The sequence below is a fragment of the Sinorhizobium sp. 6-70 genome (assembly GCF_030124375.1).
Classification (GTDB): Bacteria; Pseudomonadota; Alphaproteobacteria; order Rhizobiales; family Rhizobiaceae; genus Sinorhizobium.
In genome coordinates, this window is record NZ_JASKLS010000005.1 from 39,624 (window position 1) to 54,760 (window position 15,137).

The 15,137-nt window shown below is 62.1% G+C and carries 14 protein-coding genes; 6 read left to right on the forward strand and 8 right to left on the reverse strand.

The annotated features are described in order from the left end of the window. Positions 1–69: 69 nt before the first annotated feature. Positions 70–1,155: a D-alanyl-D-alanine carboxypeptidase family protein gene (locus QN222_RS11835; RefSeq protein ID WP_283963989.1), complete on the reverse strand. Its 1,086-nt coding sequence runs from the start codon at positions 1,153–1,155 to the stop codon at positions 70–72. A gap of 291 nt (positions 1,156–1,446) precedes the next feature. Here QN222_RS11835 and QN222_RS11840 point away from each other — a divergent pair, with 291 nt between their 5' ends. Continuing rightward, on the forward strand, positions 1,447–2,610 hold the full coding sequence (locus tag QN222_RS11840; RefSeq protein WP_283963988.1) for a M20 aminoacylase family protein: 1,164 nt from the start codon (positions 1,447–1,449) through the stop codon (positions 2,608–2,610). A 25-nt stretch (positions 2,611–2,635) separates the two neighbouring features. After that, the gene (locus QN222_RS11845) at positions 2,636–3,100 is read left to right on the forward strand and encodes an Lrp/AsnC ligand binding domain-containing protein (RefSeq protein ID WP_136508815.1); all 465 of its coding nucleotides are present in this window, start codon (positions 2,636–2,638) and stop codon (positions 3,098–3,100) included. Between the two features lie 70 nt (positions 3,101–3,170). On the opposite strand, the gene QN222_RS11850 is transcribed toward QN222_RS11845, so the two are convergent. Further along, positions 3,171–4,211, reverse strand: coding sequence for an NAD(P)-dependent alcohol dehydrogenase (locus tag QN222_RS11850; RefSeq protein WP_283963987.1), 1,041 nt, complete (start codon positions 4,209–4,211; stop codon positions 3,171–3,173). A 220-nt stretch (positions 4,212–4,431) separates the two neighbouring features. Between QN222_RS11850 and QN222_RS11855 the strand changes: the two genes are divergently transcribed. Beyond that, positions 4,432–5,373, forward strand: coding sequence for an AraC family transcriptional regulator (locus tag QN222_RS11855; RefSeq protein ID WP_283963986.1), 942 nt, complete (start codon positions 4,432–4,434; stop codon positions 5,371–5,373). A gap of 29 nt (positions 5,374–5,402) precedes the next feature. On the opposite strand, the gene QN222_RS11860 is transcribed toward QN222_RS11855, so the two are convergent. After that, the gene (locus tag QN222_RS11860) at positions 5,403–8,330 is read right to left on the reverse strand and encodes an aminotransferase (protein ID WP_283963985.1); all 2,928 of its coding nucleotides are present in this window, start codon (positions 8,328–8,330) and stop codon (positions 5,403–5,405) included. A gap of 31 nt (positions 8,331–8,361) precedes the next feature. Then, positions 8,362–9,078, reverse strand: coding sequence for a histidine utilization repressor (gene hutC, locus QN222_RS11865; protein WP_283963996.1), 717 nt, complete (start codon positions 9,076–9,078; stop codon positions 8,362–8,364). Between the two features lie 254 nt (positions 9,079–9,332). Between hutC and hutF the strand changes: the two genes are divergently transcribed. Further along, entirely contained in the window at positions 9,333–10,709 is a 1,377-nt protein-coding gene (hutF, locus tag QN222_RS11870; protein WP_283963984.1) for a formimidoylglutamate deiminase, read from the forward strand. Positions 10,710–10,918: 209 nt separating this feature from the next. Continuing rightward, entirely contained in the window at positions 10,919–11,503 is a 585-nt protein-coding gene (locus tag QN222_RS11875; protein WP_283963983.1) for a HutD family protein, read from the forward strand. Positions 11,504–11,581: 78 nt separating this feature from the next. Here the strand turns inward: QN222_RS11875 and QN222_RS11880 are convergent, their stop codons facing one another. The 3 genes from QN222_RS11880 to QN222_RS11890 form a co-directional block, all read right to left on the reverse strand. Then, complete coding sequence (locus tag QN222_RS11880; RefSeq protein ID WP_283963982.1) at positions 11,582–11,887, reverse strand: hypothetical protein; 306 nt, start codon at positions 11,885–11,887, stop codon at positions 11,582–11,584. Positions 11,888–12,072: 185 nt separating this feature from the next. Next, complete coding sequence (locus tag QN222_RS11885; RefSeq protein ID WP_283963981.1) at positions 12,073–13,164, reverse strand: nucleotidyltransferase family protein; 1,092 nt, start codon at positions 13,162–13,164, stop codon at positions 12,073–12,075. Beyond that, positions 13,151–14,254, reverse strand: a complete 1,104-nt coding sequence (locus QN222_RS11890) for a serine kinase (protein ID WP_283963980.1) — start codon at positions 14,252–14,254, stop codon at positions 13,151–13,153. Before QN222_RS11890 ends, QN222_RS11885 begins: the two co-directional genes overlap by 14 nt. 234 nt (positions 14,255–14,488) lie before the next feature. On the opposite strand from QN222_RS11890, the gene QN222_RS11895 reads away from it, so the two are divergent. Then, positions 14,489–14,926, forward strand: a complete 438-nt coding sequence (locus tag QN222_RS11895; protein WP_283963979.1) for a hypothetical protein — start codon at positions 14,489–14,491, stop codon at positions 14,924–14,926. Here the strand turns inward: QN222_RS11895 and QN222_RS11900 are convergent. Then, positions 14,916–15,083, reverse strand: a complete 168-nt coding sequence (locus QN222_RS11900) for a hypothetical protein (protein WP_283963978.1) — start codon at positions 15,081–15,083, stop codon at positions 14,916–14,918. The genes QN222_RS11895 and QN222_RS11900 overlap by 11 nt on opposite strands. Positions 15,084–15,137 lie beyond the last annotated feature (54 nt).

Consider the following 15,137-nt stretch of genomic DNA (forward strand, 5'->3'; position numbering starts at 1 on the left):
ACGGACAAAACATACAGCAATTCAAAGTGCTGCAGCGTCCTTTGTGCGTTCATTTGAACGCACGGCGCTCTAGAAGCTCGGGCGAGGAACCGGGATCGGCACGTTGGCGATCTCGACATCACCTTGCGCCGCGACATCGCTGCCGGCCTTGGCGACCTTGTCGCCGCTACCGGGAATAAGCCCGGCAAAAGCAAGCTTCAGCGGGCGGTTGATTTCGTGGATGTACGGAGAAAGCAGCTTCTGGCGACCGGCCTCGTCGCGGCCTTCGCTGCGCACCTTCGCCGCGGCCTTGGAGCAGATCTCCTTGCTAACATCCGCAACCAAATCGCGGCCCTCTCCATAGGGTGCGATCTGCGTCAGGGCCTGCTTGCCTGTGTCGGTGGTCGTCAGCGCCATCTGCAACAGGCGTGCGGACTCGTCGGCCCGGGCACCGAGGCTGTCTTCGCCAAGGACGACCGAAACGACGCTGCGGCCACCGCGCGTCGCCGACGAGACCTGGTTGAAGCCGGACGCACAGATAAAGCCGGTCTTCATGCCGTCCGCGCCGTCGAAGCGGCCGATCAGCATGTTGTAGTTGGCATAGTCCTTCTTGCCGGTGGTGAAGCCCTCCAGCGAGAAATAGGCGGCATATTCGGGGAACTCGCGCTTCAGCGTGATGGCGAGTACGGCAAGGTCGCGTGCCGTTGTGTACTGACCCTCACCGGGCAGTCCATTGGCATTGATGAAATGCGAGGAGGTCATCCCGATACGGCGTGCCTCGGCATTCATCCGCTCGATGAACGCCGGCTCGGACCCGCCGACCGTTTCCGCGATGGCAACGGCGATATCATTTGCCGATTTCACCAGCATCATTTTGAGCGCGCTGTCGAGCGTCATCGCCTGGCCGGGCTTGTAGAACATCTTGCTCGGCGGCTCGGATGCGGCGTTCTTCGTCATCACGACCGGGCTTTCCAGCGTCAGCTGTCCCGTCTTGATCGCCCGAAAAGTCGTGTAGGCCGTCATCAGCTTGGTCAGCGATGCCGGGTACCATCTCTTGAAGATATCCTGATGGTCGTAGACCTTGAGCGAGTTGACGTCGACGACAAGCCGCGGATTGGCGGATGCGGGAAGCACCGCCGCCAGAAATGCCGCACAGGCTCCCGCGAGAACGCCCATCGCCCTCGCCCCGTCACGCCTCAAGAATCCACCTGTCACCACAATCCGACCTCGAAATTCCGCAGTTGCCTCGCCTCGTCCCGGTATTTAGCCTATATGGCGAGGAGATGGCAAAGCCCAATCCATGGCTGCCGCGCCATTCCACTGCGCCCTTGCAGCGCCGCGCGTCTCCTCGGACGCGCAAAGGTCGCTGTAGAGCTTTGAGTTTCTGCATGATCTTATCCTTAAATCGATTCCGATTTAAGGAATCATGCAGTAGTGCCCGAACAGACCGACAGGACGGACGACCCTATGCCGATTCTCAACCGCGCCGCCGAACTCCAGAACGAAGTCACCGAGTGGCGGCACCACCTCCACATGAACCCCGAACTCCTGTTCGCGGTGGAAAATACGGCAGCCTTTGTGGAAAGGAAACTGAAGGAATTCGGCGTTGACGAAATCGTGACCGGCCTCGGCAGGACCGGTGTCGTCGGCATCATCCGCGGCAATCTCGGCACCGGCCGGACCATCGGCCTTCGGGCCGACATGGACGCCCTGCCAATCACCGAGACGAGCGGAAAGCCCTGGGCATCGACCACCACCGGCAAGATGCACGCCTGTGGCCATGACGGCCATACGGCCATGCTGCTCGGTGCGGCGAAATATCTCGCCGAGACGCGCAATTTCGCAGGCTCCGTCGCGGTGATCTTCCAGCCGGCGGAAGAAGGCGGCGGCGGCGGCAACGAGATGGTCAAGGACGGCATGATGGAGCGTTTCGCGATCGAGGAGGTCTACGGCATGCACAACATGCCGGGCATGCCGGTCGGTCATTTCGGCAGCCGCATCGGCCCGATCATGGCCTCTACCGACGAGTTCACCATCACCATCAACGGCCGCGGCGGGCACGCGGCGCAGCCCCACAAGACGATCGATCCGATCGTCATCGGCGCGCAGATCGTCAACGCGCTCCAGACGATCGCTTCGCGCACCGTCGATCCTCTCGGATCCGTTGTCGTCTCGGTCACCAAGTTTAACGCCGGCTTCGCCCACAACGTCATTCCCGAGCAGGCGGTTCTCGCCGGAACCGTCCGCACCCTGATGCCCGAGGTACGCGACACCGGCGAGGCGCGTATCCGCCAGATCGCTGAAAGCATCGCCGGCGCCTACGGCGCCACGGTCAACGTCTGGTATGGCCGCAACTATCCGGTGACGGTCAACCACGCCGAAGAAACCGGCCACGCGCTTGCGGCAGCCGCGACGGTTGCCGGCGCCGCCCAGGTCAATGCGTCACTCGACCCGATGATGGGTGGCGAGGATTTCTCCTACATGCTGCTTGCCCGCCCTGGCGCCTTCATCTTCATGGGCAACGGCGACACGGCCGGCCTTCACCATCCGGCCTATGACTTCAACGACGAGGCGATCCCGCACGGGATTTCCTATTGGGTGAAGCTCGCTGAAACGCGACTGGCCGCCTGAGAGACGCGAGCGGGAGGCGGCGGCAATGCACCAGATCGACAAGACGGATCGCAGAATCCTCAACATTCTGCAGGCGGATGGGCGGATCACCAACCTCGAACTGGCGGACCGCATCGGCCTGTCGCCGACAGCAACCAGCGAACGGCTGCGCCGCCTGTTGAAGGAAGGATACGTCTCCGGCTTCGGTGCGCGCCTCGATCCGCACAAGCTCGGCTTCGGTCTGCTCGTCTTCATAGAAGTCATGCTGGACAAGACGACGCCGGAAGTCTTCGACCAGTTCGCCATCGCCATCAAGCAGGCTCCGGCCGTGCTCGAATGCCACATGGTCGCCGGCGGCTTCGACTATCTCGTCAAGACCCGTTTCGAGGACATGACCGCCTACCGCAACTTCCTCGGCCAGGTGCTTTGGACGCTGCCCGGCGTCAAGGAAACCCGCACTTACGCGGTCATGGAAGAGATCAAGAACGACGGTCCGCTGCCGCTCGTCTAGAGCGGCAGCGGAACCTTTTGAAAGGCGCAATTCCGGGCGGAAAACCGCTACACTTTTCCTGGAGTTGCTCTTACAGCGAAGCCATGTCGATCACGAAGCGGTAGCGCACGTCGCTCTTGATCACCCGCTCGTAGGCCTCGTTGATCTGACCCATCTCGATCGTCTCGATCTCGGAAACGATGCCGTGCTCACCGCAGAAATCCAGCATTTCCTGGGTTTCCTTGATCGAGCCGATCATGGAGCCGGAAATGCTGCGCCGCGCCGGAACCAGCGAAAAGGCGTGGACCGGCACCGGATTCTCAGGAATGCCGACCAGCACGAAATCGCCATCGACCTTCAGGAGATTGAGATAGGCGTTCCAATCGATCTCGGCGGCGACGGTGCAGATGATCAGGTCGAAACTCCCGGCAAGCGCCTGGAACGTCGCCGGGTCGTTGGTCGCGTAATAGTGGTCCGCACCGAGTTTTAGCCCGTCCTCCTTCTTCGAGAGGCTCTGGCTCAGCACGGTCACCTCGGCGCCCATCGCATGGGCGAGCTTCACGCCCATGTGCCCGAGGCCACCCATGCCGACGATTGCGACCTTCTTGCCGGGCCCCGCCTTCCAGTGGCGCAGCGGCGAGTAAAGCGTGATGCCGGCGCAAAGCAGCGGCGCGGCAGCATCGAGCGGCAGGTTCTCGGGAATCGAAAGCACGTAGCCTTCCTTGACGACGATATGATCCGAGTAGCCCCCTTGGGTCGGGGTCTTTCCGTCGGCCTCGACGCCGTTATAGGTCACCACCAAACCGGGCAGATAATGTTCCAGATCGAGATCACGGGTGGCGCAGGTGGTGCAGGAGTCGACAAAGCAGCCGACGCCCGCACGGTCGCCGACCTTGAACTTCGTGACCTTTGATCCGACCGCCGAAACGACGCCGACGATCTCATGTCCCGGCACCATGGGGAAAGCGGAGTTGCCCCATTCGTTGCGGGCCTGGTGGATATCGGAATGGCAGACGCCACAATATTTGATGTCGATGACCACATCATCGTCACGCGGTTCGCGGCGCTCGAATGTGAAAGGTGTAAGCGGCTTCGTTGCATCGGTCGCCGCATATCCTCTTGCTATAGCCATGGGTCTGTCCTTGATGTCTGGGAAATGATGCGCTCGTGAGGCATGGACCTCCAGCGACAGGGCGGACTATGCTGTTTCGGAGCGATGATGCGTTAGTGCGATCCTGCAAAGTTTTTGCACAATCCTGCAAGAGTGAAGCGAGCACCGTGGTGGGGCCGAGCGAGGAACCTATCTGAACGGCGTACCGCGCAGACCTAAGATACTGGAAAGGCCGCTGAATATGACAACAACAAGACAGACGCCACGCCAGGAGATGATCGATATCATTGCCCGTATTGCCGAAAAGGACGGAGACCACGCAACGGTCGTGCCGGGTCTCAGCATCCACCGGCATTCGAGCACGGCGAAACCGAATTGCGCAGCTTACAAGCCGAGCCTCGCGATCATCGTGCAGGGAGCCAAGCGCGTGGTGCTCGGGGACGAGACCCTTGTCTACGGCGCTTCGGACTATCTGTTGACCTCGATCGACCTGCCGGTCCTCTCCCAGGTGTCGCAGGCGTCGCCGGAAGAGCCCTATTTGAGCCTGGCGTTCCAGATCGATACCGGGAAGATCCCTGCACTGCTCGATCTGATCGGCGACAGCCGGGTGAAGCCGTCGGCCTCTGCGCGCGGAATGACAGTGAGCAAGATAGCTCCCGATCTCGAAGACGCTGCGCTCCGCCTGCTGCGGCTACTCGAGCGCCCGGACGACATTGCCGCGCTTCTGCCGTTGATTGAGCAGGAACTCCTCTATCGCCTGCTTGTCGGACCGCACGGCACGAGGCTCAGGCAGATGTCGACGGCGGAAAGTCAGCCCCACCAGATCGGTCGCGCCGTCGCATGGCTGAAGGAGCACTATGCGCACCCATTGCGCATCGACGATCTCGCAAGCCGCGTCAGCATGAGCGTTTCCTCGCTTCATCATCACTTCAAGGCGATCACGGCGATGAGTCCGCTGCAGTATCAAAAGCAGCTCCGGCTGCAGGAGGCGCGGCGCCTGATGCTGGAGGAGCGCCTCGATGCAGGCGATGCTGGTCATCAGGTCGGCTATGAGAGCCAGTCACAGTTCAGCCGCGAATATTCCCGTCAGTTCGGCGAGCCGCCGGCGCGCGATATCGGCCGCGTTCGCCGGAGCCTCGTCGGACTCTTGAGCGGCGAGACGGAAATGTTGAGCGAGGGGTAGGAAACAGCCTGCCGGCGCAGGGGTCCCGTTTACCAGCCGTCTTCCAGCACCCGCTCCAGCATCTCGGCAAAAAAGTCGGCGCTCTCGCGGCTGAGACAAAGCGGCGGTTTGATCTTCAATACATTCAGGTGATCGCCGGTCGGCTGCATGATGACCCCGAGTTCGAGGAGGCGGTTGCAGATCGCCGCCGTCTCCTGCGTCGCCGGCTCCAGCGTTTCGCGGTCGCGAACGAACTCGACACCGAGATAAAGCCCCATGCCGTGGACCGCGCCGACGATCGGAAAGCGCTCGCCAAGCGCCTGCAGCCGCGCCTTGAGGTGGTCGCCGACCGTGCGGGCATTCTCCTGCAAGGCCTCGTCGTGGAGAATGTCGAGCACGGTGAGGCCGACGACGGAGCTTACCGGACTGCCGCCGGCGGACGAGAAGAAGTAGCCTTCCTTTTCTAGCGCTTCCGCGATCTCGCGCCGCGTGATGACTGCGCCGAGCGGATGACCGTTGCCCATGCCCTTGGCAACCGTGATGATGTCCGGAACGACGCGCTGCTCTTCGAACGCCCAGAAGTGATGGCCGAGGCGGCCATAACCCACCTGCACTTCGTCGGCGATACAGACGCCGCCCCTTGCCCTGACCATGGCATAGACGGCCTGGAGATATCCGGGCGGCAACGGGATGCCGCCGGCATTTCCATAGACCGCTTCGCAGATGAAGCCTGCAAGGCCCGCCCGGCGTTGGTCGAGCTCCTCCAGTTTCTCGGTAACGGCGCGAACATAGTCGACGGTCGAGCCTTCTCCGCGAAACGGGCCGCGATAGGTGTTCGGGGATATGACCGCGTGCACCCAATCGGGCCGGGTCGTCAACGCTTGCGGGTTGTCGGCGATCGAGGTCGAGACGGCATCGCTCGCGACCGTCCAGCCGTGATAGGCTTCGAGCAGCGAGAGCATGTGACGCGCGCCGGAATAGGCCCAGGCGAGGCGGATCGCGAGGTCGTTCGCCTCCGAGCCGCTGTTGACGAGAAAGACCGTGTCGAGTCCCTCGGGAGCCAGCCCAGCGAGTCGCTCCGAAAATTCGGCCACGGATGCATAGTGGAAACGCGAATTGGTGTTGAGCAGCGACCATTGCCGCCCAACCGCCGCCGAAAGGCGCGGATGGCCATGGCCTACGATCGTGACATTGTTGACCATGTCGAGATAGGCACGGCCCTCGACATCGAAGAGATGTTCCCTCCAGCCACGCTCGATCTGCGGCGGCTGCCGGTAATAGTTTTTCTGCGGCCGCGCGAAATGCCGTTGCCGGCGCTGAAGCAACTCGCCCGCCGCCGGCAAGGGGGCGTCACAATCGAAACCGAGCATTTGCGCGGGCGACGGGCAGAGTACCCGCCAGGCTTCCGCCTGGCTCGCGGTCGCAAAGGGAGGCGGGTCGATCTCCGCTTCCGTCGAGAGTTGCACGCGGATGAAGCGCAACGCTGACGGATCTCCGGGAACGACGCCGATCGGCGCTCCGATTTCGATCGCCCGCTCCACGGCATCGGCCGGTTCGACGCCGTTGAGATGGAGATGTAGTCCATCGGACGACAGAACCATTTTTTCGCCGCGCCGCCCGAGATTGCCCGCAAACGGCGCATGGACGGCCGTTTGCCCGTGCACGCAGAGATCGACGTGCAGAGCGAAGGTCGCAGGCGACCTTGCCTGGAGAAGCCGCGTTTCGGTCAAACGGAATTCGCCGTAGCGCGTGGCGGAAGCCCCAGCCGCCCGCGCTGCCGACTGCAAGAGCAGCGCTTGCGTGTCCTCATAGTGCCAGCGGTCGGCCGGAAGGTGAGCCCCATGGAGCGAAAGATCGACGATACCGACGCGGGCGGGGTCGATATCAGGCAGCAGCCGGCCGGCCGTCAACGGCACGGTCACGGCCACCCCCTTCCCCACGGCCTGACGGATCGCCTGTTCCATCAGGCCGAAAGGCACGGTGAGCGCGACATCGAGGATTTCACGCTCGTGGGCAGCGTTTCCACGCACATAGGCGTTGTCGGGATCGATCTCCAACTGCTGTTCGGTACTTGCGACCAGGATACCCGCCCGTGCCACGATGAGCGGCCAGAGCGCCTTCAGCTCGACATCCGTCAGCGGGCATGTCGCGTGGAATGCCTGGACCGCCGGCAGAATGACGAAAGGGTCGCCGTCGGCGTGATGAAGCAGCGACGCACATGTGACCGCCAGTTCGGCAACGAGCCACCCTTTGAGCACGTCACCGAAGTCGATCACACCCTCGGGCACCAGCCTTCCGCCTGGCTCCAACCTGCTCACGACGTTGTCGTCGGTGATGTCCTGATGGATAGCCTGCACCCGCAACTCGGGCATGAGCGGCTGCACGCGCCGCATGGCGCCGACCATCGCCTCGGCGACGCGCTTGCGCAAATCCACGTCGGTCATGGTCGACAGCAGGTGCAGCGCAACGGGTCCCGCCCGTTGCAGGTCCCATTGCAGCTCGCGCTCGAGCCCAGGATGATCGAACTCTTGAAGCGCCGACGCCAGCCGCCCGGCAAGATCGCCAAGCTCGGCGACCGTTTGCGCCGGAAGATGCTTGCGGCGGGCTAATGGCGTGCCATCGAGATAGGTGAGCAGCCGGAACTGATAGGGCACGTCGCGGACGGTGACGACGACGATCTCCTCGCCATTCAGCGACGAAACGACGGCCGGCACCTTCGGCGCATCCGGCGCGGCGCCAAGATGATGGAGCGCCGCATTCTGGGCCTCAAGTTCGACCCGCGCATATTCCATCCGGCAGATTTTCAGGACGAAACGGCCGTCATCCGTATCGACACGGTAGTTTCGATCCTGCTGGCTTCCAAGCTCGGTCAGCGCGCCGGAAAGATCATACTCATCCGATAGAACGCGTTTCGCCTCCTCGGCGGAGACATCCGGCCTTGCAAGCTGCGTCCGGAGCTTGAGCGTTTCTCCGTCCATCGTTCCATTCCCGTTTATTCGCGGGATCGCCTCACTGCGAGACGCCCTCAAGGCGATAGCGCGTGCCCGGATAAAGCAGCCGCGCGGTCGTCACACTCGCCGTTTCCGACCAGGTCCGGCGGCGGATCATCAGACACGGTTCGTTGCGGCCGATCGCGAGAAGCTTGCATTCCCAGGCTTTGGGCAACACCGCCTCGACGATCTGCTCGGTGCGGGTAATCGGCGCCACCAGGGTCAGATAGGCGTTTGGGGTCATGGCGCTAAAATCCTGCGCCACGTAGTTGGGGCAGACCGCCGGGTTGACGAACCGATCCTCGATCTGGATCGGCACCTCATCCTCGCAATGGACCATGATCGAATGGAACACCCTTGCGCCCGTCGGAAGGCCGAGCGCATCGCCGATCTCGGGGCTCGCCAACTCCTCCTGCAAAAGGGTCAGCCGGGAGGTGTGACGATGGCCACGCGCGCGAATCTCGTCGGCGATGTTGCGGACTTCGAGGAGCGCGGTGCTGCCCTTGTGGGCCGCGACAAAGGATCCGACCCCCTGCACCCGGGTTATCGCGCCCTCGCTCGCAAGCTCGCGCAGGGCCCTGTTCGCAGTCATCCGGCTGACGCCCAGATCCGCGACGATATCGTTTTCCGACGGTATGCGATGATTGGTGGGCCATTCGCCGCTCTCGATCCGGCTGCGAATGAACTGCTTGACCGCCTCATAGCGCGGCACTGGCCCTGGCGCGAAGGTCGCCATGTTATCCGTCCACCCCGGTGCCGTCATCACCTACTCCCATCCAATGCCTACTGCATGCTTCCTTAAATCGTAGCCGATTCAAGGATAAAACGTGCGGCGCCTCAGAGTGCTGCAGCGTCCCTCTGCGTGCTTGATAAGACGCGCGGCGCGTAGAAGGCAGCGGCCACCTCGGCAACGATCCTCGATTTTAGCCTTGCGCGCCACCATAAAATATCTATAGTTCCATATACAACCACGTACAGGAAAAACGCGGCATGGCAACCTTTCCCGTCCATCGGCTCTTCGCCGATCGCGCTCTTCTTCCAAACGGCTGGGCCGAAAACGTGGCCATCGTCCTTGACGGCAGCGGCGGCATCGCATCGGTCACGCCCGGCCAATCCATCACGGACGGCGATGAACGGCTTTCGGGTCCGGTGGTTCCGGCGATTGCCAACCTTCACTCCCATGCGTTTCAGCGCGCCATGGCCGGCCTCGCGGAAGTGGCGGGCACGGGAGACGACAGTTTCTGGACCTGGCGCGAGGAAATGTACCGCACTGTCAGCCTCGTCGACCCGGACGACGTCGAGGCCATCGCCGCGAAGCTTTACATGGAGATGCTGAAGGGCGGCTTCGGCCGCGTGGTCGAGTTCCACTATCTTCATCACCAGGCAAACGGCACCCCTTATGCCGATCCGTCCGAAATGTCGCTCCGCATCTTGCGCGCAGCTGAGGCGACGGGCATCGGCCTGACCCATCTGCCCGTTTTCTATGCCCATGCCAATTTCGGCGGTGTCGCGCCCAATCCCGGCCAGCGTCCGTTCCTGCACGATCCGGACCGCTTTCTTGCGCTTCTCGATCGCCTCGCTCCCGCCTGCGCGAGCGCTGGCGCCAAGCTCGGCTATGCCATCCATTCACTGCGCGCCGCGACCCCGGACGAGATGCGGACAATTCTAGCCGCGGCTCCAGCTTCCGGTCCGATTCACATTCATGTGGCCGAGCAGACGCGCGAAGTCGAGGATTGCCTTGCCTGGAGCGGCCGGCGGCCGGTCGAGTGGCTGCTTGACGAGATGCCCGTCGATGCGCGCTGGTGCGCCATACACGCAACGCACATGACGGCCGAGGAAACGAAACGGCTAGCCGGATCGGGGGCGGTTGCCGGGCTTTGCCCCGCGACCGAAGCCAATCTCGGCGACGGCATCTTTCCCGCAGTCGATTTCATCGCCGAAGGCGGCCACATCGGCATCGGCACCGACAGCCATGTCGCAACCAGCGTCGCGGAAGAATTGCGGCTGCTCGAATACGGCCAGCGGCTGCGCGATCGCCGGCGCAACCGGCTTGCCGCCGGCCCCGGCGCATCCGTCGGCCGCTCGATCTTCGAGGCAGCGCTTGCCGGCGGGGCACAAGCCGCCGGCCTCGACGCACCCGGCATCAAGGCCGGTGCGCGCGCGGATCTCGTCGTCTTCGACGGCGCCAACCCCTATATCGCGGCCGCCGCAGGCAACCAGATTCTCGACCGCTGGCTCTTCGCGCTGGGTGGCGAGACCGTCCGCGATGTCATGGTCGCCGGCCAATGGAAGATCCGCAACGGACGCCACGATCGGGAGGAAGACATCGATCGCGCCTTCGCGCGGGTTCTGGCGAAACTGAAATAGTCGTCTAAGCGACGATCAAGAGCCCGCGACCGACGATTGCAGGCCGTGCACAACAGAACGCCGGGTGATATTCTGTGCAATCTGGCTTACGGTTTATGTCGCGCCCCGTTTGGCGCCGGCCCTGTTTCGCGATGCAGTCTAGACCATGCCTGGGACGAGCCTGCGAATGACGTCGAGCGGATGCGCAATCTGATGCAAGGAGCTACGCCATGAAGATCCTGCGCTCGAACGAATACAGGCGCATGCCGTGGAAGAACGGCGGCGGTGAAACCGTGGAAATCGCCGTCTCTCCGGAGCGCGCATCGCTTTCCGATTTCGATTGGCGCATCAGCATGGCGACCGTCGCGAGCGATGGCTCCTTCTCCAGCTTCCCCGGCATCGACCGCACGCTCTCGATCCTCGAAGGCGCTGGCATGACGCTTGCAATCGAGGGCCGGCAGCCGAAGCTGCTGACGGTCGCCGATGCCCCCCTCTCCTTCCCGGCCGAAGCGCCGACATCGGCAACGCTTCGCGACGGTCCGGTGATCGACCTGAACGTCATGACGCGACGCGGCGTGCTGAAGCACCGCGTGCGGCGGCTTCACGTCGAGGGCTCACAGTCGCTCGAATCCCACGCGCGGGAACTCATCGTCTTCTGCCATCGCGGCAGCGTCACGCTGGCGACGGAAGGCGTGACCGCGACGCTTCATGCGCTGGACGCGGCGATCCTCGTCCAGCCGCTTCCCCTCACGCTGACGGCGGAGATCGCCTCCGGGCTCTTCCTTGTCGAGATTGTCCCAGGCGGCGCGGCCTGAAGTTCAGCGGGGCGCTATCCCGCTGTCGGCGACAGCGCACCGGAGATGTTCGCCTGCAGCCCCTGCTCAACCGGCAGGCTAGCGGCCCGTGCTTGCGGATTTGGAACCACTCTGCGACTGCCCGTTTCCGGGTCCACCCCGAGACGTGCCGCCGCCGTGAGAACTGCCAGGATTGGTACCGTCCGGGCCGTTGCCCCAACCGTTGTCGCGGTGTGCCTTACCGCCGCCGCCCGATTTGGCAATCGCATTCGACGTAAGACTTGTCGACAGTAGCATGGTTACCGCCGGCGGTGTCACCACTGCGAAGCGGCCGCAGCTTTTCAGAAATTCGCGCCGATCTTCTTCACTGCGCGACGGCAGCCCGTCTGGCATCTCAGTACTCATGAATGCCTTCCCTTCGCATGGCCGAGCTCCGAACGAACGTCGCAAGTCCGGAGAAATAATAGAGAATTTCCGTTTTTACTTATACAATACTGGAGCAAACAAGCCAATTAACTATAAGAGATTATATCGTTGGATAGGGGTACCCTCCCACGCCACGAAAACCAAGGAATTTCCTTCCGCGCATTTCATGCCTTGCCCGGTGGTATAGGGCGAAAAATGCGCCGCAATTCGCGAGCCTTGCGCTTTACTTCCTGCCATCGCGAGGCGTGGGGCTCGCCTCCGAAACGGTCCCAGGACGGATAGTGCAGCAATTCCGTCAGAAGCGTCAGAAGTGTGAATGGTCCACGAAGATATCCTCTCTCCAGCTGAATTTTCCTTCGAGCAAGTTGGAGCTTCGGCAATGTGCCGCAAGGCTCGGTAAGGTCACTGGATATATTGAAAAGTATACTTGCCGTCAGAATTTGCGTATCTATCGCATGTCTTTCATATCCCTGCGCAAACAGGGATCTTAACGCCTCCCACCGCATCTCCTCTGTGGACCGGGCAATGTTTGCTATATCGAGGAGATGGCGCACGTCCACCAGGCCTCGCCAGTAGTCCCCATCCTGAAATTGATCGTGCAGCATCAGGTAGACAATCTGGGCAAACGGCGAAGGGACATAGACATGAGCGCCATCAAGCGTCATCCGGCTGCCGTTGCGATATACCCACTCGATGTCGCTGAAGGCGGCTGGCCCCTTCGGACGGCATTGGAGGTCGATGCTCCCCGCATCTTGAGGACGAGCGAGCACGACGGGTAGGCGAAACTTTGGATTTCCGGGCCAGGAGCCCGCGCCGGCATCCTCGCGGATGACATAGCCGATACCCTGAAGGGCGCCAATGGCCCTGGGCATATCAGCGGGGCGAACGAAGATATCCAGATCGGTCAGCATCCGTGCGCCGATCTCGCTCTGTCTCTGCGCCAGCAGAATTGCAGCGCCCTTCATGGCGACCGGTTCGATGCCAATGCCATTCAGGCAACTTACCGCTTCCTTGAGTTGCGAATTCAGTCTCGCATTGCGCTGAGCATTTCGCCGGTAGATCTCCGCGAGATATGCCCGAACCTCCCCAGGGATGTCTTCGGGACGCGCATACCTGCCCATCGCCGCGGCGAGTGACGAAATCGTCATGCTTTTATTCGCCAGCCCTATGACGGCATCCCAGTCGACGTCGCTGGGAAGGCGGCCGTCCAGGCAGGAAGCGAGCGCGAGGAGGTCCCTGTAGCTATCCCTCTTCATGATACCGGCTCAGGATCGCAACGGCCTCATCGAGCCGTGAAAAAGTAAGCTCGACCAATCGAGCGCCGGAAACGGCATTCAGCAGGCTCTGGAACTGCATCACGTCCAGGCGCCGCTCTGGGGTAAACGCACCCGAGAGCAGTTCAGAGAGCGCCTGCACCGGCTCGACTGCCGAAATCACCGCTGGTCCCTCTTTCCGGCGCCGGATAAGCACGATCGTGTGCAGCGGAACATGTTCGCGCGGCGCATATCGAACCGGCGCCAGATATCGGACCCTCTTGTTGTCGAGGCGACGGTGAACAGGGCAGGCCATGATCGCGTCGCGAAGGCCGTCCAGGAGATCCCACGACCCGGATTTGAGCGCGGGTGCAAAGGGTACGCCGCGCACAAGGCCCCTTCCATCCATCAATGCGATGTCGTCCCCGCCGCAATCAAAGCCCGCTGCGACAAGTGCCAGAGCAAGAGTAGTCTTTCCCGCACCGGGTGCGCCACAGATCAACAGGCTGCGCGCGTTCTTCACGAGAAGCGCCCCGTGCAGCGCGACATCGGTGCCGACTGCCCCCAAGGCATCTTCCGTCAAGAGTCCCTTCAATGCCGGAGCCGCCTCTGCAGCGGTCACGATCATGGCCCGGGAGCCATTCCTGCGGATACAAACGCGGTCGCCGAACCTTGCCACGTCGTAGGCAAGAGCAGCCTGTGCGCCGGGCGCTGCCAGATGATCGAAAACAGGCAGGAAGAGATCGCGAACCTTCCGGTCGTAATATGCAATCGCCGCAGTTGTCGTTGCGAGATCAAGCACGTGGGTATGAACAGGTTGTCCGTCATTTTCATCGAGAACAACGTCCAGCAATCCCTGACGCGACCAGGACCGCAGATATCTTTTCACGAATGCGCTGGCGGGACCACGGGCCAAACCACGCCCCACCAGGTCGGATACCATTTGCTGAAACGACAGCGCTTCGACGAGGTTGCACGTCAGATACGCCGTCAGGTCATCGACTTCAAAAATCTGTTGCGCCGGTTCAACGAAAATCGTCTTGCGTTGCCCAACCAGAAAAAATCGTGCGCCGTCAGAGACGCGGAACTTCATTCCAACCCCCTTGCCCGCCACTTGAGCCTCGAAACTTCAGCCCTGCGCTTATTTCTGCTCGAAATTCGGCCTCCCCGCCAGCCCGCCGGCAGCCAGGGCGGGTTTTTCAGGCGCGTTTCACACGTCCCCGAGGCCTCCGGTGACCCCGGCCGGCACGTTCGCCTGACGGTCCATACTCCCTTTGGCGGGCGCCCCTAATTCTTGACTGCAACCCGGGCTGTGAGAGCCTACTGCATGATTGCTCAAGTCGGCATCGATTTGAGCAATCATGCAGCGATTCAAAGTGCTGCAGCGATCTTTGCGCGTCTCAGGAGACGCGCGGCGCTGCAGGGACGTCTCGGTTGTAGTCGAGGAAATGGTGCTGCGATGCCTCAACAAGACAAAAAACGTCGTGCCCCGCAAATTCCCTCAGGTAGTTGGCCACCGCGCATGATGGCTGAGATGGCGGCCGGTTACGTTGGTGAAAAGCACGTCGAGGACTTCCTCGAGCGCATCGGAACAATTTACCCGCAGCCGCGCCTCGTCGAAGGCCCCAGGCGCAAGTTCTGGTACAAGGAAGACTTGGACAAGGCCATGAATATGGCGCTACCCGGTTCGCCGCGGCTGGCAGGAAAATTCCAAGTGAAAATGGCGGAACGGAGAGCAGCACGGCGGGCCCGCGTCAAAGCTTGATGATGCCACTAACCCAGTATTCCACCCGGTCCTGAAGGGCGTTGCCTTGCGCTTTCGCTTCGCTCCAGCCGGCGCGGCGATACCGGCCGTCGGTTGCGATCTGATCGATCGCCAGGAGGCCACACAATCCAACAATGAGGAGTAGCAAGCCGCGCATTCCGGAATCTTAGCGCCAAATGATTTAGCAAATACTAAATTTTATCACGCAAAT